Here is a 17,031-nt window from a genome sequence, read left to right as displayed (position 1 = left end):
AGTTCTTCAGGTAAAGTGACAATCCAAGTCGCTAACGCCTTTACATCGTCTCTTTTCATGCAATAAACGTCATTTAAACGCGCATTGAAGCGTGAAAGCATATCAGAACCATCAGCCATGAGCTCCTGATTCAGATAGGTTTTCGACACATCAATTTCTTTGTTAGTGTGATGGACAGTTTTACGTTCAAAATGGACCGCTAAACCAGGGACTGCGCCACGCGTATTTTTCTTTAAATGTGCCATCAAAAATGCCTCCTCGAAAAAGATTTTCCAAGACCAGTATAACACCGTTAAAAATCTGGTATAGCCTGTTATACCAAAATGATATTTTGGACAGGCTCTGCGAGGCACGTCATCGACAAGCGATGACAGTAGTGTTTCCCCTTCCTTCTGGGGAAACTGCTATTTTACAGCGCCTATTATCCGGCTTGTAAAACCTCTGGCGGGTCACGCCGTGACGGGGCAATTTATCATTGCAGGATCACCTTCAGTGAGAGCATGTCATGCAGAACGCTACCCGCGTGGGGCAAGCTGCTGTCAGCTTAACCACAAAAAAATAAATTGGGATAGTATCGGTATCTATCTCAACTTATTCTGAGTGCGTATATATTCCTCATCGTAATCATCTCAATCAAAAATTATGATCAATATTCAAGATAAGGAAATTTTAATTACAACTACAGCTATAGTTACACCTGTAGTTGTAGTTGTAATTAAAATATTTAACCAAAATCAATTTGATCTAACATGGTCTCACGACTAGCTTGATCCAGGCCAAGATAAGTAAGCGTCATAGCCTCACTTGAATGATTCAGTAAGTGCATGACTAAACCAATATTGTAGTTTGACTGTGTATAGACGCGGTAAGCGCCTGTTTTACGCATGGTATGTGTGCCTAGATAGTTGATACCTAATAGATCACCAACACGTGACATGACCTTATAAAACTGCTTCTCAGTGATATGCCGGTCTGGATGGGCCGTTGAAGGAAATAACCAGTCCGAATTGATATTCTGTTGGACTAGCCAATCATGATATTGCAACAAGTCTTGTTGCACGGGCCTTAAATATAGTGTATTTGCTTTACCGGTCTTTTTATCATGAATAAAGGCCGTGTGTTTAACAGAGCCATCTGGATTATAGATATCGGATTTCTTTAACGTCATCACATCACTCACCCGCAGCAGGGTGGCTTTGCCAACTTGAAAGATGGTGTAGTTACGGCGACCTGCCCGAAAACTATCTAGTAAGGTGTCTTGCACCATTTTTAAGACGTTGGAGTCTTTGATTGGGAGTACGATTTGTTGCATATCTATTTAACCTCAATAATAGAACAGTCCTTGCCTATAATTAGTTCACTTTTGTCAATGAATGACCAATTTGTCAAAAAATTCGGATTAAATTTGCAATCTACCGTAATTATTTATAACAAAAATCGTGCGTGGATTTTTAACAGGTCCCTGTGCAATCAATTGCTTACTAAACTGCATATTTTGCAAGGTCGTCTTCGATTGCGTCTCCGCCCAGCCATCCCCAAGCACAATAATATAATCTTGTCGCAGACGGGGCCAATTGAATTGATAAATCGTCAGCATCGTCAGATAGTTATAAAACCAAAAACCAAGGTAAAAAATGACCAGATTCGGAAATACCGTCAAAAAATAACTCACGGGCTGCGGCACATGACTACTCAACAGATTGCCTAAAAATGGCAAAATCAGAATGGCCAGTCCCAAGTACAAGGTCAGCATATTCGCCAATGTATGACTCTCATGACGCCACATGATCCACGCATTCCATAAGAGCAAGAAAGCTTGTAAGGTAAAAATCAGCCCAATCAACAGGATCAGCAACACAAACAACGTCCCACTGATAATGATCAACCAGTGGATATTGCTACCTAAAATTGTAATCGCCAGCATGGTTAAAAACGAATAGAAAAATAGCGAAAACCAAATACCGTTACCTAGGCGAACCTTATCGCGATAATAACGCCAACCAATATGAGTGGTACTAACCAGCCCCAGTAAAACATTGCTGGAACTGGAACCCAAACCGCTGCGTCATTCACATCAATACCCCCGCATTAAGTTTTATTTCAGCTTCCATCATAAAGGACTCCCCGCGGGACTGCAATCAGGAGTCATTACTTCAACTGTTTTTGTTCATTATAGAAATTACGGTAAGCTAAATAGCACGCAATGATTGACCCCAAACTATTCGCTGATAAGAGCATGAACGTGACCATAATTTGATACCTAATGGCCCGTACTGGATCGACCCCTGCAAAGATTAAACCGGACATCATCCCTGGCAGACTGACTAGACCCACAGTCTTTGCCGAATCAATGATTGGTGACATCCCCGTGCGAATCGCCTCACGCACGATGGCAATCGAAGCATCAAGTAGACCAGCCCCTAACGCCAACCGTTCAAGCACACCTTGCCGCTGGTCATGAAACTGACTATTGAGGCTGCGATAAGCCAGCCCAATTGCGACCATTGAATTCGACGCAATCATACCAGAAATGGGGATCATTTGCGATGGCACAAACTTAATCGCACCAGATAGCACGAGGACGCCGAGTGTTACCCCCGTACTAACAAAAATGGCTAATAACGAAATGGCTAATGCATGGTCAATCCCCGGCCCCCGTTTTTTCGCATTCCAAGCCGCATTGAAGATAATGAAGCCTATCATCGCCAGCGTTAGCCACAAATTGTTGACTCGGAAAATATACTTTAGCAAGTAACCCACGATAAATAGTTGTACAACAGCCCGCACGACACCAACGACGATGTCCCTATCTAAGCCAAGTTTCTGCCACAAACTAATTCCTAACGCGACGAGCACTAGCATTGCCGCCAAAAATAGCGACGTATTATTAACTGCTAAATTCATGCGTGTACCTCCAATCTGCCAGCAACCACTTTCGCTAATTGATCTGCCGCAGCAATCTCTGTCGCGTCATGAGTAATCATGATCGTTGTCACGTGATCCTGCTCATTTAACTGTCGTAACCAGGCGTGCACGATTTGCTTATTATTTTCATCCAAACCAGCTGTCACCTCATCTAATAACAACACTTTTGGTAAGAATAAGATGTTGCGAATCAGCGCGACCCGCTGCCGTTCACCACCGGAAAGCTCGATAATCGGCTGATGCAGGGTTCGTTCGGACAGCCCAACATTATTTAACGCCGTTACCACTCGTTGCGTATCCATGACTTGCTTACGAATTTGGTACGGGAAAGCTAAGTTATCTGCCACCGTCTCACCAAATAACGTCGGTTGTTGGAAACAATATGAGACTTGCCGCCGATACATGATTGTGTCATAACTTTCAATCGGCTGCCCATCAAAAATCAAGGTCCCACTTGTTTTAGAAATCATGGCCGCAATGATCCGTAATAACGTACTTTTCCCACCACCGGATGGTCCCGTCAATGTAATATGAGCCCCAGCTGGAATCTGCCAATCAACATCATGTAAAATATGTTGATCAGCGATTTGATAATTAACTTTTTCTAAACTAATCAATGAATTCATATGCCCACCCCCGATCGCACAATGATCGGCGCCGACAACAGCCGGATGAAAAAGTGCTCAGAAGTCAATAAATTGGACTTATCTGTTTGATGTATTAATACACGAACCTGTGTAGCCATTGGCAAAGCCATATGAATCATACCTGAGTCAAAGTGTTCCGTATAACTACGGAGGAGTTCTAATTGAACTTTTAATTTATCATTATTTTCCTTGATCGATCGTTTTTGTCTAGACATACGTTTTCTCCTATCTAGGGAGTATTATATCATTTTATAAAAAAACAACCCCCGTTATCTAACTATTAGATAATGGGGGCTGTTTTAATAGTCTTTTTGAGGGGTCATTATATAATTATAGACCCTATATATTCATAGCCCCTTTCTGTTTGGTGTTTAAGTATTAGTCATCGATGTCATGCACTATCTTGTTTAGCTCCGTTTTGATGGAACTGGGAATATTTTCTAAATTGAAATGATTATATATTTCTTTATCCTTAAGCATACTTTTTTGTGCCTTATTTAATTTACACTCATTGTTACCCACTACCCATTCATCCTTTGTACGTATAAAGGGGTTTTGCGCACTTTCCTTTAACGCGTTTTGAACATCTTCATAAGGTAAATAGAATTCAATTGTAGATTTATTTAATTGGTAGATTGTAACGTCTCCATCTTTTCAAAACGACTTAATTCTACGGGCTATAAATAACTTAATTTGCCAGTGTATAACGTTTCAGATTAAGCTACCACTATGCTACAATAACCATATCGAAAGGAGATCAATCTAATGAAATATACGAAAACCAAAGCAGTATTAAATCAACTCGTTGCCGATTTGAGCCAGATGTCAATGATTATCCATCAGACGCATTGGTACATGCGTGGACCCAACTTTTTGAAGTTGCACCCCTTGATGGATGAGTTCATGGAAGAAATTGACAGCCAACTCGATGTCATTTCTGAACGGCTGATTGCGCTTGATGGCAGTCCTTACTCGACCTTAAAAGAAATGGCCGAAAACACTAAGATTCAAGACTGGCCTGGTGAATGGGACAAAACAACCCCAGAACGCCTCGCACACTTAGTTGATGGCTATCGTTACTTGGAAGACCTTTACCAACACGGCATTGAAGTATCCGATGTTGAAAAAGACTTCAGTACCCAAGATATTTTCATTGGTCTCAAAACCGCAATTGAGAAGAAAATCTGGATGATTCAGGCAGAGCTTGGGTCGGCGCCAGAAATTGATGAATAAAATAATATTAAAAAATCGGTAGGCTTATGGTAGATTGTAAAATTAATCCGAACGCCCATTTGGATATTGGACAGCCCTAGTTCACAAAAGGTTTCGATTTTAATTCGTTCGGAATAGGTTATACTAGGGTCCGTCTGAAAACTACTTAAGTAAGATGCAAATTGAGGCAATGTAGACCGTAGCCAGATAAACACGAGCGAGCTTATCATAACGCGCTGCAATCCTACGAAAGTTCTTCAACTGATTGAAGAAGTTCTCAATCAAATGGCGCTCACAATAAACGTGGTAATCACAGGTCCACTTGTCTTTGGTATTTTCCTTTGGCGGAATGGTATAGACGCCTGCTTTATCTTCAATATACTGGCGAAGTTTCGCGGTGCCATAGGCTTTATCCGCGATAATATTTGATTGAGAAATATCGAAGCCTTCCAGCAACTCACTGGCAACTTGGCTATCATGTACTTGACCACCTGTTAGGCGAAACCCCAAGGGATTCCCTAATCCGTCAACGAGTGCGTGAATCTTGGTCGTTCGGCCACCTCGACTTAGTCCAATAGCTTGATTTTCGACCATGCATTCGGCGTTTTTTTTGCGCTGCGCATGAGCCAGAGGATAGCGTTGAGGGCGGTACGGTTGTCTAGGCTTGATGGACGGACAGTCCGGTATGGCGGGAAGTATCCTTTGATTCGGTCCCACTGAGCATCTTCCAGTTCGTATCGTTTAGGTGTTGTCATCGGAATGCCTCGATTCGTTTTTCCTCAGATTATACCTGAATTTTTAGTTTTCAGACAGTCCCTAGAAAAATGCGTAGTTAACCGCATTTTTCTAGCACATCGTAATCTGCCGGTTATTCACAATAATTTTACCTTCCAAAGCTAACTGCTTAAATTGACGGCTGAGCGTCTCCGGCGTAATTCCCAAAATATTGGCGAGTTCCTTCTTTTTAAGTGGTAATTCAAAGACGACTTGTCCGGATTCCACCGCGACATCCCGCAAATAAGCCATCAGACGGTCCTTTGCATCCAATAGATCACGGCGCATCTGATTTTTCTCGACTTCAATCAATTGGTTGCCAAAATTGTTGATCATCGCTAACGATAAATTCGCTGATTCTCCGAGTAACTGCTGAAAATCAGCGTATTGAATGGAACAAACCCACGCATCACTAGTCGCTTGGATGTAGCCCTGATTTTCATGCGGTGCAAATAACCAGCGCTGACCGACCACATCACCAGTATGTAGTAAGTCAATAATTTTCTCCTTGCCATTATCAGCTAACGCATAGACTTTGGCCGTCCCCTCGTCCAAAATCAGCATCCCTTCTTGGTGGTCCAGCGGTTGTCGGATCAGTTGACCCTTTTGAAAAAACTTGCGATGGTGCGTCACTGTAATCAATTTAGTTTTAATTGTCGGTGACAGCGGCGCGAAAAGTGGCGAGCGACTGATACAATCCATTTTTGGGTGCATAAATTTTCCTTTCTTGACATATATCAATTTTAATAAGTTTAGAATAGCATATAATGGACTTATGATGAAGAATTGGAGGAATCATTCATGACTAAAAAATACGTTGCTAACATCGTACCACTAAACGCAGAAGACATTGGAACGGCACCCCATGGAACTGCCACCTTTGTTGAAGACGGTGACCAATTACACGTGGCGATTGAAATGTTTGATACACCTGCAAATACGCAACACTGGGAACATTTCCACGGTTTTCCAGATGGTAAGGCGGCCCAAATTGCCACGATGGCGCAGGATGCCAATCATGACGGATTTGTCGACTTGCCAGAAACTGAACCAGTCTCAGGGACAACGATGGTGCCATTTGACAACGCCCCACATCACATGGACGTGCCGAATGATAACTACCCAGTCGCTGACGCCCAAGGCCACTTTGCCTACGAAATCGATGTGCCATTAGCTGATTTGCAAGCGAAGTTCAAAGAAGTCTTTGGTACCGATGACTTGGAACTCGACAAACGGGTCATCTACATTCACGGCGTACCACAAGACTTGGTTTTACCAGCCACCGTTGCTGGTGAAGTTGGCGCCTACGATGCACACGTCACCTTACCGATTGCGGTTGGGAAGATTGAAGTCGCAGACTAACCTAAAATTTGAAGTAAGCTAAAACATAACGACCGGATGAGCCTATCACATGACAGGTTCATCCGGTCGTTATGTTTATTTCTTTAGACTATCGACGGAAGCCTTGAAAACGCGAAATCGATTGACGATTATGGTTCCGACTGGCGAAGCACGTCCGTTAATTGTTGCCGAAAAATTGGCGTCCAGATATTCCGATAACCTAATCGGGTTGGATGAGCGTCGTCGACCATTGCTAGTGGTTGGGCGCGATTTTCAGCTTTGACCACTGGATCCTGCCAGAGGTCAATAATCGTGAAGTGCCACTTTTTTTGTAAGACTTTCAATTACTGCACTAATTTACCATAATTCGCATCGTGTTTTCGCACACAAGTGAAGAACACGATTGGCACCGCCCAATGCTGTTGAACATAGGCCAGGATTGTTTCAATCGCTCCGAGCGTCGTCGTTTCGTCAAAGCCGTGGCGCTGTTGTGCACCCGTAACTTGCCCCATAGCCTTGTCATGCCGCCCATCATTGGTTGAAAGTTGGCAGACAAAAGCGTCTAATGGTTGGGTCACTGGAATCCGATGATAGAGCCGATGCACATAGCTATCTGGTGCGTTACCTGCTAAAGTGGTGCCACTCACCGCTTCCTTGATGGCAATCACGCCATCCGTCGCGACGAGATAATCGACGAACGAATCTTCCGGTGCACCCGCACCGGCCGTAATTGACGATCCCAGAAATGCAATCCGCCGACCCATCAACGGTGACTTGGGATTCAATGTTTGATGGCTAGGGGCGTAACTATAAAAATGGGCCCTGTACGTTCTAATTATCTTTCTTCAAAGCAAGATAATCAGTTGGTTCAAAACTAAAATATTGTTCTAGATTGCCATGATACTTCTCTAATTTTGCTTCCTTATTAATATCGTAAACACGATATAGCCAATATGATGAATTATGTAATTTCATGTGTTAAAACTTAATAGGAATTTAAATTTTATTATTAGATTTTTTAATCATTCACACGAAAATTAATTTTATAAAGAGCATACTCTATACTCTTATTTTTTTTCAAGAACTCAAAAAAGTGGAAACTCCCAGAATTTTAAATCTGGGAGTTTCCGCTTTTGTCATTTCAAGGATGGACTATTGTCCCAGCCTCTTCTAGTTTATTCTTGAGATATTTTTACTGTCTCTGCAGGTGCTGATACTTCTTTTTATTCTTTTCGACCTTTCAACTTATACTTCATTAATCTCATGGCATTGAAAATTACCACCAGGATACTACCTTCATGAACCAACATTCCGATAGACATATTCATCCATTCGCTGAAGAAGACGCTGGTCAACAAGACCAACACTACTCCAATTGCAATCGCGATATTTTGTTTCATATTATTAGCGGTAGCTTTTACTATTCCTAATGCGTGAGGCAAGTTGCTGAAGTTCGAGTTCATTAAAACGACATCGGATGTTTCGATCGCTACGTCCGTTCCGCTTCCCATTGCGATGCCAATGTCTGCTAAAGCTAAGGACGGACTATCGTTAACGCCATCTCCAACAAAGGCTACAATTTGACCACGTTGTTGGAGTTTTCCGATATAAGCCGATTTGTCTTCCGGCAACATGTGGCCGTGAGCTTCGGTCAAACCAAGTTCGCCTGCGACCACATCAACGGTTCCTTGGTTATCTCCTGAAAGAACGACTAGATTTTTTACGCCCAGGTCTTTTAATTCCTGCAAATTAGCTTTCACACCCGGACGGACTTGGTCGCGAATGCCCATCAGTACTTTTAATTCACCGTCGACCGCTGTCAAAACGAGAGAGTTCCCTTGTTGTTCAAACCGTTTGACATCTTTTTGCACTTTTTTGCTGAGAGTGACATTTTCTTTTTCCATCAAGGCCACATTCCCGACAGCCACTCTATGTCCAGCTACACTTGAAACGATTCCGCCGCCTTTCACGACTTCAGTTTCTTCAACAGGATAAAAGTTTGTTTCTCCAATTTGATTTAAGACCGCTTTTGCTAATGGATGATCTGATTCCCGTTCCACACTGGCCAGATAGCCAAGCGTTTCAGCAGAATCTTTTTCATACAGTTCAGTCGCTGCAACGGTTGGGTTTCCGACAGTTAAAGTACCTGTCTTATCAAATACAATTGTATCCACATTGCTGAAGTCTTGAATGACTTCACTCCCTTTTAAAAGAACACCGTTACGAGCACCATTCCCAATACCGGCAACGTTTGAGACAGGCACTCCGATAACTAATGCGCCTGGGCAACCTAGAACCAAGATGGTGATTGCTAACTCAATATTTTGACTGAACGCCCATACAACAATTGCCAGGACCAAGACAGCTGGTGTGTAGTATTTAGAAAAGCGATCAATGAACCGTTCCGCTTCGGATTTAGAATCTTGTGCTTCTTCCACGAGTTCAACAATTTTTCCAAATGTGGTGTCCTCACCAACTCGGTCAGCTCTGATTTGAATCGTTCCGTTTTCTAAAATGGTTCCTGCAAAAACTTCTGCATCAGCTAGCTTGTTGACCGGAACAGCTTCACCTGTAATGCTAGCTTCATTGATATGCCCTTCACCCGTAAGAACTGTACCATCTACTGGAACTTTCGCACCCGTTTTAACGAGCAAGATATCCCCTTCATCTACATCATCCACTTCTACTTCTTCAAATTCGCCATTATCCATTTGTTTCAAGGCGCTTTCGGGTGCCATTTCAGTCAATTCTTTGATAGCAGATCGCGTTTGGTTCAATGTTCGATGTTCCAAGTAGTGTCCGAATAAGAATAAGAACGTGACAATAGCCGATTCTTCATAATTTTGAATAAAAAGCGCACCAATCGCTGCAATACTAACTAAGACATCAATACTGATGACTTTGACTTTCATTGCTTGAAACGCTTGAATGGCAATTGGCATAATCCCAAAGACAGAGGCGATGATCAAAGACCACTCTGAAAGTCCTACGTTTTCTAAAACAAAGTGACTGAAGAAACCGAGTGCGATTAACAATCCACTGATGACGGTGATAACATTTTTTTTGCTTAATATATATTGTTGCATGCTTTTTCCCTCCAAATTTAATTTCTCTTTTATTGATAAACAAAGTATAAGATAATTGCCTAAGTAATTAATTGACGGATATCAAGTTTAGAAAGTTCTCTTTTATCGTTTCTAAGCACCTCGAATCGGATTGCAACAAAAAAAGCAATCCTGGAAAAATAGCTTTCCTTCCAGAATTGCCTAGTTCATTTAATCTGTTAAGCGGCCTTGACTTTTGCTTTAAGGACCGGATAGCCTACGTTTTCGATAGCTTTTTGAATCTCTTCAATCGAAGTGACAGCTGAATCAAAATCGACTTTGACTTTGCTGGAGTTGAATAATACTTTAATGCTGTCTTTATCAACACCGTTAACTGATTTCACGGCACCTTCAATTTTTTGCATACAACTTGGACAAGACAACGTTTCTAATTGCAATATAGCTTTTTCCATAATTCCTATCTCCTTTATGTGTTTTTATTTTATCGGCAGCAGATTAATGAACACTGCCTTTTCCTCTTTACAACTGTAATATAGCTCACTTTTAGCAAACGAAAATTGACGCATATCAAGTTCGGCACTTCTTTTTATCTTTTTGCTCAATTCACCATCTTAATAGTCTTTTTCTGCCCCTTATTGCCATCAGAATAATAAGAAATTGGTGGATAATCTTGTCTGCGTATAAACCATACTACAATCGCGCCAATAAACAGGGCCAGAGACAAGGCTTGCGAAACGCGGATCCACTCGCCAATCCATAAACTGTTCGTTCGCATACCTTCAATGAAGAACCGACCCACTGAGTACCACAAAACGTAACTCAAAGCGACTTCTTCTTGACGCAAAAGCACTGAGTTCTGTCCCATTGTTAATGAAGAGCGACAGAACACCAACGTGTATAAAAAAGTGTGTCCGATTATTCGCTGTAAAGCAATAAATCATCTAAATCCTGAATCTTGATTCTTTTCCCAGACAGCTGTTGAATCAATCCCTCGTTCTCCAATTCTCCAAATTTGCGACTGATGGTCTCAGGTGTCGTTCCTAAATAGGAAGCAATGTCCTTTTTTGCCATCGGCAGGGTGATGGTGGGAGAGTTGCCCATTTCAGGTTCCACATTTTCTGCCAAAAACAAAACTAAACGGGTAATGACACTCTCCACGGCTACTTGTGCGGTTTGACGTGCGGATTTCTCTAACCGCTGCGACATCTCTCCTAGCAGCTTTAACGAAATTGCAGGATACTCTTTTAGAAACTCTTGTACATCATGTTGTTGAATCATGCAGACAGACGTATCTCGAGTAGCTTCTGCGTATTCCTCATGCACAGCATCAGGATTGAACAACGTCCATTCTCCCGTAAAGTCACCCGGATTCAAAATACGCACTAGTTGCTCTTTACCAGAATCAGACAAGCGATAGATGCGGACTTTTCCGCGATTCACAATATATAAGGCATCATCTTTTTCTTGCGAGCGAAACAGAAACGCCCCTTTTTGATAGTGCTTCGTGTGAGCTTTTCCAGCGATGCGATCCATCGAGCTTTCCTCCAAATGATTGAATATCGGGACTAAGCGGATACAAGCTGAGTGGTCTCCTGCTGCATGTGGTTGGGTGTATTGAGTCAATTCGTTCTCCCCCTTTATCAGTTTATTGTCCTTTTTTTAACTTTCCTATATTTAGTATAAAGGCCCCCTACCTCAAAAAAATTGACTCTCATCAAGAAAAGTCTTTTTAACGGCAAAAAAATAGGAGCTGGAAAGAGTCCCAACCCCAAAATCTTTAATTTTTAAATGTATGTTTACGAAAAACCTAATCTTCATCCTCATCAAACGCATCGTCGTCTTCCAATGCCTCTTTGCCAATGAATGCTTGCAGCATCCAAATGTTTTTATCTAAGTCATTTTTAAAAGCAATCAGTGTATCTTCTAAAGCATCGTCACCCTCATCCTGTACTAAACGAATAGCACGAATCGTTAATTCACGGGTACTTCTGAAATCTTCGATAATATTTTCAACCATGTCTTCTGCTTTAGCGTATTTATTGATGGCATCTTCTGAAAGCATGGAATATTTTTCAAATTCAGCGGTGGTTGAAGCCGGTTTATGACCGGAAGTAATCAAGCGTTCTGCTAGTTTGTCGAACCATTCTTCGTTTTGATTATACAATTCTTCAAATTTTTCATGCAGAGTGAAGAAATTAGCACCATTTACATACCAGTGATATTGGTGCAATTTCACATGTAAAGTATGCATGTTCCCTAAAAGATGATCCGAAATGGCCGCTGCATTAATTTTTGTATGATGGACATGTTCCTTGTGTTCTTGTTCTTCTTGCAATCTTTCTTGGGGTGTTCTTTCTTGAGAAGCTTTATTTTCAGTCATGATCTATTCCTCCTATAATTTTGGTTTGTTTAAAATAGTTTCCTTTGATTTCTCCTTTTCCTTTACTGAATTTAGTATAGGATAGATTTCCGTTAAAAAAATTGACGCTCATCAAGAAAAGTATTTCTTAATAGACGCCAGGCTTCTCTATTAAATTCAACTGAAATAATCAAAGGAATGAGGTCGTTCCCTCCAAACAAAAATTTCATTAAAGTAGGGCCTAAAAAAAGAATAGCAACTATACTTTGTCAAGAGACCTGACTGCTATTTTTTTGCTTGTTATTCTTCAATTACCAAATGTCTTGCCTTGCAGTATATTTAATGCTCTTTCTCACTAGTGTTGCATGCAACACTAGTGAGAAAGAGTATTAATAAGATTAACCTAGACGAATAACTTTACTTTATTTATGTCATACCATAAATAAAAATTGAAAAGAATTTTTTTATTTATTTTTAGTATTTTGATATTGATTGAGAGTTTTACTTATTATGGTTTTTAAGTCATCCATAGCTTTTCTCCTTATAAATTACCCTGATGGAAATGGTGGGAATTAAAAGTCGTCTTTATTAATCTCATAAATTGGAAATTGATTGATGGTTTTTATACCAACCTTATATTTAATTATTAGTTTAGCCAATTGTTCACCGTCAATAGCTTTTATATGTAGACGTTTAGCGGATATTAAAGCATCTTGAGTGTAGGATGAAGTAGTTATAAAGACACCACTATTACTATTTCCTGCACTTCTTTCCTGAAGTGCTCCACTAAAACTTTGGATGGTTCTAGAACCTACAGAATTTGATTTAGCGTATCTTTTAACCTGGATGTATATATTTTGTAGCCCTAATGCATCTTGTTGGATAAATCCATCAACTCCACCGTCTCTAGTTGCTTGCGTAGTTATTGCCTGACCATCAGTTCCACAATACCCCATCACTTATTAATTATAGACCCTAAACAAACATCTTTTGTAAAAAGCCTTTTTTCTGTTCTTTCAACAAATCTAACTTACGTTGCTAAATCCGTAAACGTAATTTGGTTAACGACTTCATAACGTGAATGTCCACCAGCCACTTCATCACCATAGAATATTTCAAGTTCTAGCTGCGTCCCAACACCACCCGTACCCGCCAACATGAGTTGCGCATCATACGGCGTTTTATTCTTCGTTAGTTCCAACTTCACTTGTTCAAACTCATTATCAGATAACGGCGTATCTTCTAGTCGTTTACGATTGTTGGCATTCAGAATGTCGCGCCAGTGGTCATATAGCCGATCAACTGTTACACCAGAATAATCTGTTAGATATTCCCAACCTTCACTCTTTAGCTTGTCAATTACAGCTTGTTCAAATTTATCTTCCGCCATTTAACTAGTCTTCTTTTCTTTTTTAGTTGTAACTATTTACCAAAACGCCACCACTTTTTCGGTTTAGGTTGTGACTCCGGGGTGCTATTTTCAGGTTCCGGTTGTTTGTCTGACGTCACTTCTTTTTCACCATCATCATGCGGTGCCATCGTTAAGGCTTTCAAGTCCTTAATTTCTGCCTTGTATTCTTCGAGCAGCTTTTTGTCTTGCAAAGCTAACCGTTGTTGTTGGTCTAGTAAGTTTTGCATTTGAGCTATTTGCGAATCTTTATTTTCTAGTTGCTTATCCTTAACTGCTAATTGTTTATCTCTATTTTTCTTAACTTCATCAAGTTCACTAATTAAATAGTTGTGGATATCCCACTTTGTCTCTTTGTCTGTTTGTTTGTCATTTGTCTGTTTATTTGTCTTGGTTTTGTTTGTCTGTTTGTCGACCTTCGACCTTATAAAATGCTGTTCTTCTAAAGATAAAATAACTATACCTTTGTCGTTTGTTTGCCTTGTTTTGTTTGTCAGCGACTTTATATGATATTGTATTGCCTGTTTTGAAACACCTAACTCCTCAGCAAGTTCTCGAATTGTTTTTAAATTGTCACTCATGATCTATATCCTGCCTTTTAACGATTGGTAGATACTGTTCAATCGATTTTTTAAGATACTTAGCAATATTCTTTTTCGAATAGTCATCTTGTTTGTCTCTAATATAGGCTAAGTGTTCTTTCACGCCCTTTAAACCACGTAACTCTTTTAATTCGTCATAGAGTGGATAAACATTTTTCTGTAACCCGGACAAAATAGTCGTATCCGTTAAATCAATATATGACAATAAAAACTGCTCCATAAGTAACTTTGTATAGGGGCTTTTCATGGCTTGATAAACCAATTTTTCTTCACTTTCTTCTTGACTGATCTTATCGTCAATATAGGCGGGGTCAGCTAATTTATAACTACTATCATCTGCAACTTGTTTTTTTGTAATATGAAAGACAATGCTATCGATGCTACGTCCTTTTTTAATTTTTTCGTATGTTACGTTAAGGGTTGTATGATTTGTGATTTCGGAAAGCGGTTCCTTTAGTACCCATTTTTCAAAATTATAAAATCGTTTATATTCATCAACTGTATCAGTCATCTGTCGTAAATCATGCATACTTATCTCGGGATTACGGTAACTTTCAACTTGTTTCTCTCTTCGCCCACCTTTAACGCTGTAGTGATTATATTGGTTGTAATTCATTGATAACCAGCGATACAAAATAATTGCATACTTACTATTCAATTCTGCAATATCTGACAAGGCATGTTGGGTAAAATTGGTTTTGAGATTGATTAAGTAAGGCATGATTTCACGATGAAATTCAATTTTTACTTCGTCATTATAATCTGTCCATTCCACATAAGGGATTGGCACAATACTAACAAACTTAAAACCTTTATCGTGTTCTTTCTTAATCTGAAAAAAAGCTTGTTTCTGCATTTTTTCAATGGCTTCTTTAAAGCGAGAATGTTTATTGCTATCATCCACGTTAAAAAAAGCAAACATCTCTCGCTTTGATAAATAAACTGTATGATTTTCTGGGGGATTTTCCGTATCTATTAGAGAAACGGCTAACTCAAACATTTTCAATGGGGTTTTATCCATTTTCGCAATGCTGGTAATTAAAGAATTATGTTCCACTACTTTTCTTTTTGATAATTCATTCAAGGTCTCTACCTGCCTTGTTTCTAATTCTGGTACAATAGCCATATAAAGGCGCTCCTTTGCGTGTTTGGATTAAGCATGAAGAATGTCTGGCCAAAGATAATTTCTTCATGCTTTTATTGTAGCAAATAAGACTAGTTTTTTACATATTTTCTAGTCTTATACATAGTATTTTCTAGTCTTATACATAGTATTTTCTAGTCTTATACATAGTATTTTCTAGTCTTATTATTCTCTAAACCCTTGATAAAACTGACTATATCACCGCGCAAAAGAACAAAAGATTAAAATATAAAAGATAAACTTATAATAGGCTTCACCTTTTTATTGAATTAATAAAAACAAAACAAAAAGAACACCGTTGTACATAATGTTTGTCCAGAGTGTTCTTTTTGTTTGGCATTATTTTAAATGATGGATTCCTGGTTATGTAACCTGATTGCCACTTATTAAGCCAATAGCGACGTTTTAATCTATTTAATGATTATTTCTACGTCACATGGATAAAAACGCTTAGAAGGGCAAATAAGTCGGTTTAACGTTAGAGACTGGGTCCTTTAAAAATATCACGCGTTAATTCAATGATTCGATTAATTAATGCTTTAACTTGTTCAATGCCCCAATCTAATCTAGTTGGCGCTATTTTCGTATCTGGATCTTCTCTAGCTGTCGTCAGTGTTTTTAACCAGGACTGGGCTACTTTTTTATTTTTTGTGAGTTCTTCATGATCCAGCTTATAAAGAACATACCGGGCCTCCACATCAGTATGCGATAGCTTGTCGACACCATAATCATTTTTAAGCATGTCTCTCATGGCATAATCCAGCTGTTGCTGTTCTCGTTGATCCACCTGAAGCGCTTGATGCGTTTCTTTCAGGTTTTGATAATCTGCTTGGACAGCTGCTAATTGCGCTTTGACCTGGCCTAACGTTTGCTTGAGTTCTTCTGTCTCATGCTGGCTTTGTAAGGTGGCTTTCTTCATCGTGGCTAACACGTTTTTAAAGCGATCTAAGTCATCTGGTTTAAGCACCGTCTTACCAAAAAGGTTTTTAGATAAGGCTTGTTTAAAATCATCAATTTGTTTTTCGGCTAAGTCAACTTCCGTTAAGGCTTGATCCGTGATTTTAAGTACGGCCTGTTTAGCCCTAATATTTTCTTCAACGTCAGCTAGTTCCGTTTTTAAAGCGTTGAACTGATCATTGTATTTTTTGATTTCAGCGACATTCTCAAACGGTAAGGTTTTGTGATTTAAAATCCCTTGTTCATAAAATGGCAGCACTTTTTTTAAATCTTGATCTAAATCCTCATGAAAGGTTTGCAAATCCTGCCGCGTTAGCACTTCTTTAGCGGATACTTTATCACGTGACTTTTTATCATCAAAAACCACTGGGACAAAGGCATAGTGCAAGTGAGGGGTTGTCTCGTCATAATGCACGACAGCGGCCACGGCATTTTCTTGACCATAACGGTCATTTAGAAATGCTGTGGTTGCTTCAAAAAAGGCGCTCTGTTGCTCGTAGGACGCTTCTGCGAGTTCTTCAGGTAAAGTGACAATCCAAGTCGCTAACGCCTTTACATCGTCTCTTTTCATGCAATAAACGTCATTTAAACGCGCAT

The 17,031-nt window shown here is 39.9% G+C and carries 20 protein-coding genes and 3 pseudogenes; 3 read left to right on the top strand and 20 right to left on the bottom strand.

Features of this window, described 5'->3' with window-relative positions:
* From HNQ98_RS08965 to HNQ98_RS08940, 6 genes are all read right to left on the bottom strand, one after another.
* Positions 1-245 (bottom strand): plasmid recombination protein (locus HNQ98_RS08965; RefSeq protein WP_184285061.1); only part of this gene is annotated, 245 nt, incomplete at its 3' end.
* Between the two features lie 479 nt (positions 246-724).
* Complete coding sequence (locus HNQ98_RS08960; RefSeq protein ID WP_004906024.1) at positions 725-1,312, bottom strand: site-specific integrase; 588 nt, start codon at positions 1,310-1,312, stop codon at positions 725-727.
* 87 nt (positions 1,313-1,399) lie between these two features.
* Positions 1,400-2,056, bottom strand: a complete 657-nt coding sequence (locus HNQ98_RS08955) for a hypothetical protein (protein WP_243129537.1) — start codon at positions 2,054-2,056, stop codon at positions 1,400-1,402.
* Between the two features lie 92 nt (positions 2,057-2,148).
* On the bottom strand, positions 2,149-2,904 hold the full coding sequence (locus tag HNQ98_RS08950) for an ABC transporter permease (RefSeq protein ID WP_147000545.1): 756 nt from the start codon (positions 2,902-2,904) through the stop codon (positions 2,149-2,151).
* On the bottom strand, positions 2,901-3,551 hold the full coding sequence (locus HNQ98_RS08945) for an ABC transporter ATP-binding protein (RefSeq protein ID WP_015007059.1): 651 nt from the start codon (positions 3,549-3,551) through the stop codon (positions 2,901-2,903). The genes HNQ98_RS08950 and HNQ98_RS08945 overlap by 4 nt, the downstream gene beginning before the upstream one ends.
* Entirely contained in the window at positions 3,548-3,787 is a 240-nt protein-coding gene (locus HNQ98_RS08940; RefSeq protein ID WP_010276787.1) for a hypothetical protein, read from the bottom strand. The genes HNQ98_RS08945 and HNQ98_RS08940 overlap by 4 nt, the downstream gene beginning before the upstream one ends.
* A gap of 550 nt (positions 3,788-4,337) precedes the next feature.
* Between HNQ98_RS08940 and HNQ98_RS08935 the strand changes: the two genes are divergently transcribed.
* A complete protein-coding gene (locus HNQ98_RS08935; RefSeq protein ID WP_003587210.1) occupies positions 4,338-4,805 on the top strand; it encodes a Dps family protein in 468 nt (155 codons plus the stop codon).
* Positions 4,806-4,946: 141 nt separating this feature from the next.
* Here HNQ98_RS08935 and HNQ98_RS08930 read toward each other — a convergent pair.
* Positions 4,947-5,539, bottom strand: a pseudogene (locus tag HNQ98_RS08930) (IS5 family transposase).
* Positions 5,540-5,630: 91 nt separating this feature from the next.
* A complete protein-coding gene (locus HNQ98_RS08925; RefSeq protein ID WP_038241070.1) occupies positions 5,631-6,272 on the bottom strand; it encodes a Crp/Fnr family transcriptional regulator in 642 nt (213 codons plus the stop codon).
* A gap of 87 nt (positions 6,273-6,359) precedes the next feature.
* Here HNQ98_RS08925 and HNQ98_RS08920 point away from each other — a divergent pair, with 87 nt between their 5' ends.
* Both HNQ98_RS08920 and HNQ98_RS08915 read left to right on the top strand, forming a co-directional pair.
* Positions 6,360-6,920: a hypothetical protein gene (locus HNQ98_RS08920; protein WP_006845384.1), complete on the top strand. Its 561-nt coding sequence runs from the start codon at positions 6,360-6,362 to the stop codon at positions 6,918-6,920.
* Positions 6,921-6,969: 49 nt separating this feature from the next.
* Complete coding sequence (locus tag HNQ98_RS08915) at positions 6,970-7,182, top strand: hypothetical protein (protein ID WP_006845385.1); 213 nt, start codon at positions 6,970-6,972, stop codon at positions 7,180-7,182.
* Positions 7,183-7,243: 61 nt separating this feature from the next.
* Here HNQ98_RS08915 and HNQ98_RS08910 read toward each other — a convergent pair whose 3' ends face one another.
* The 12 genes and pseudogenes from HNQ98_RS08910 to HNQ98_RS08855 form a co-directional block, all read right to left on the bottom strand.
* Positions 7,244-7,663 (bottom strand): SGNH/GDSL hydrolase family protein, encoded by a 420-nt coding sequence (locus HNQ98_RS08910; protein ID WP_006845386.1) that lies wholly within the window; start codon positions 7,661-7,663, stop codon positions 7,244-7,246.
* Between the two features lie 67 nt (positions 7,664-7,730).
* Complete coding sequence (locus tag HNQ98_RS08905; RefSeq protein ID WP_006845387.1) at positions 7,731-7,874, bottom strand: hypothetical protein; 144 nt, start codon at positions 7,872-7,874, stop codon at positions 7,731-7,733.
* Positions 7,875-8,122: 248 nt separating this feature from the next.
* On the bottom strand, positions 8,123-9,985 hold the full coding sequence (locus HNQ98_RS08900; protein WP_006845388.1) for a heavy metal translocating P-type ATPase: 1,863 nt from the start codon (positions 9,983-9,985) through the stop codon (positions 8,123-8,125).
* Positions 9,986-10,182: 197 nt separating this feature from the next.
* Positions 10,183-10,416: a heavy-metal-associated domain-containing protein gene (locus tag HNQ98_RS08895; protein ID WP_006845389.1), complete on the bottom strand. Its 234-nt coding sequence runs from the start codon at positions 10,414-10,416 to the stop codon at positions 10,183-10,185.
* A 146-nt stretch (positions 10,417-10,562) separates the two neighbouring features.
* Positions 10,563-10,871: pseudogene (locus HNQ98_RS08890) on the bottom strand (prolipoprotein diacylglyceryl transferase family protein); the annotation flags it as partial.
* Between the two features lie 8 nt (positions 10,872-10,879).
* Positions 10,880-11,587, bottom strand: a complete 708-nt coding sequence (locus HNQ98_RS08885) for a Crp/Fnr family transcriptional regulator (RefSeq protein ID WP_089997620.1) — start codon at positions 11,585-11,587, stop codon at positions 10,880-10,882.
* Positions 11,588-11,771: 184 nt separating this feature from the next.
* Entirely contained in the window at positions 11,772-12,344 is a 573-nt protein-coding gene (locus tag HNQ98_RS08880; RefSeq protein WP_019041559.1) for a Dps family protein, read from the bottom strand.
* A gap of 551 nt (positions 12,345-12,895) precedes the next feature.
* Positions 12,896-13,279 (bottom strand): restriction endonuclease, encoded by a 384-nt coding sequence (locus HNQ98_RS08875; protein WP_006845392.1) that lies wholly within the window; start codon positions 13,277-13,279, stop codon positions 12,896-12,898.
* Between the two features lie 80 nt (positions 13,280-13,359).
* Positions 13,360-13,713: pseudogene (locus HNQ98_RS08870) on the bottom strand (type I restriction endonuclease subunit R); the annotation flags it as partial.
* Positions 13,714-13,745: 32 nt separating this feature from the next.
* The gene (locus HNQ98_RS08865) at positions 13,746-14,312 is read right to left on the bottom strand and encodes a helix-turn-helix domain-containing protein (RefSeq protein ID WP_006845394.1); all 567 of its coding nucleotides are present in this window, start codon (positions 14,310-14,312) and stop codon (positions 13,746-13,748) included.
* Positions 14,305-15,459 (bottom strand): RepB family plasmid replication initiator protein, encoded by a 1,155-nt coding sequence (locus tag HNQ98_RS08860; protein WP_147000547.1) that lies wholly within the window; start codon positions 15,457-15,459, stop codon positions 14,305-14,307. Before HNQ98_RS08860 ends, HNQ98_RS08865 begins: the two co-directional genes overlap by 8 nt.
* Before the next feature lie 496 nt (positions 15,460-15,955).
* Positions 15,956-17,031 (bottom strand): plasmid recombination protein (locus tag HNQ98_RS08855; protein ID WP_184285060.1); only part of this gene is annotated, 1,076 nt, incomplete at its 5' end.

Origin of the sequence: Leuconostoc carnosum (assembly GCF_014207505.1) — a bacterium.
In the GTDB taxonomy this organism is placed as follows: domain Bacteria; phylum Bacillota; class Bacilli; order Lactobacillales; family Lactobacillaceae; genus Leuconostoc; species Leuconostoc carnosum.
The sequence above is the reverse complement of the archived record's forward strand: the minus strand, read 5'-3'. Positions and strand labels throughout refer to the sequence as shown.

What these genes read in the sequence shown, in the direction of transcription:
- HNQ98_RS08960 (WP_004906024.1), bottom strand. Translation starts at nt 1,312, where the DNA reads ATGCAACAAATCGTACTCCCAATCAAAGACTCCAACGTCTTAAAAATG.
- HNQ98_RS08950 (WP_147000545.1), bottom strand. Translation starts at nt 2,904, where the DNA reads ATGAATTTAGCAGTTAATAATACGTCGCTATTTTTGGCGGCAATGCTA.
- HNQ98_RS08945 (WP_015007059.1), bottom strand. Translation starts at nt 3,551, where the DNA reads ATGAATTCATTGATTAGTTTAGAAAAAGTTAATTATCAAATCGCTGAT.
- HNQ98_RS08940 (WP_010276787.1), bottom strand. Translation starts at nt 3,787, where the DNA reads ATGTCTAGACAAAAACGATCGATCAAGGAAAATAATGATAAATTAAAA.
- HNQ98_RS08935 (WP_003587210.1), top strand. Translation starts at nt 4,338, where the DNA reads ATGAAATATACGAAAACCAAAGCAGTATTAAATCAACTCGTTGCCGAT.
- HNQ98_RS08925 (WP_038241070.1), bottom strand. Translation starts at nt 6,272, where the DNA reads ATGCACCCAAAAATGGATTGTATCAGTCGCTCGCCACTTTTCGCGCCG.
- HNQ98_RS08920 (WP_006845384.1), top strand. Translation starts at nt 6,360, where the DNA reads ATGACTAAAAAATACGTTGCTAACATCGTACCACTAAACGCAGAAGAC.
- HNQ98_RS08915 (WP_006845385.1), top strand. Translation starts at nt 6,970, where the DNA reads ATGACAGGTTCATCCGGTCGTTATGTTTATTTCTTTAGACTATCGACG.
- HNQ98_RS08910 (WP_006845386.1), bottom strand. Translation starts at nt 7,663, where the DNA reads ATGGGTCGGCGGATTGCATTTCTGGGATCGTCAATTACGGCCGGTGCG.
- HNQ98_RS08905 (WP_006845387.1), bottom strand. Translation starts at nt 7,874, where the DNA reads ATGAAATTACATAATTCATCATATTGGCTATATCGTGTTTACGATATT.
- HNQ98_RS08900 (WP_006845388.1), bottom strand. Translation starts at nt 9,985, where the DNA reads ATGCAACAATATATATTAAGCAAAAAAAATGTTATCACCGTCATCAGT.
- HNQ98_RS08895 (WP_006845389.1), bottom strand. Translation starts at nt 10,416, where the DNA reads ATGGAAAAAGCTATATTGCAATTAGAAACGTTGTCTTGTCCAAGTTGT.
- HNQ98_RS08880 (WP_019041559.1), bottom strand. Translation starts at nt 12,344, where the DNA reads ATGACTGAAAATAAAGCTTCTCAAGAAAGAACACCCCAAGAAAGATTG.
- HNQ98_RS08875 (WP_006845392.1), bottom strand. Translation starts at nt 13,279, where the DNA reads ATGGGGTATTGTGGAACTGATGGTCAGGCAATAACTACGCAAGCAACT.
- HNQ98_RS08865 (WP_006845394.1), bottom strand. Translation starts at nt 14,312, where the DNA reads ATGAGTGACAATTTAAAAACAATTCGAGAACTTGCTGAGGAGTTAGGT.
- HNQ98_RS08860 (WP_147000547.1), bottom strand. Translation starts at nt 15,459, where the DNA reads ATGGCTATTGTACCAGAATTAGAAACAAGGCAGGTAGAGACCTTGAAT.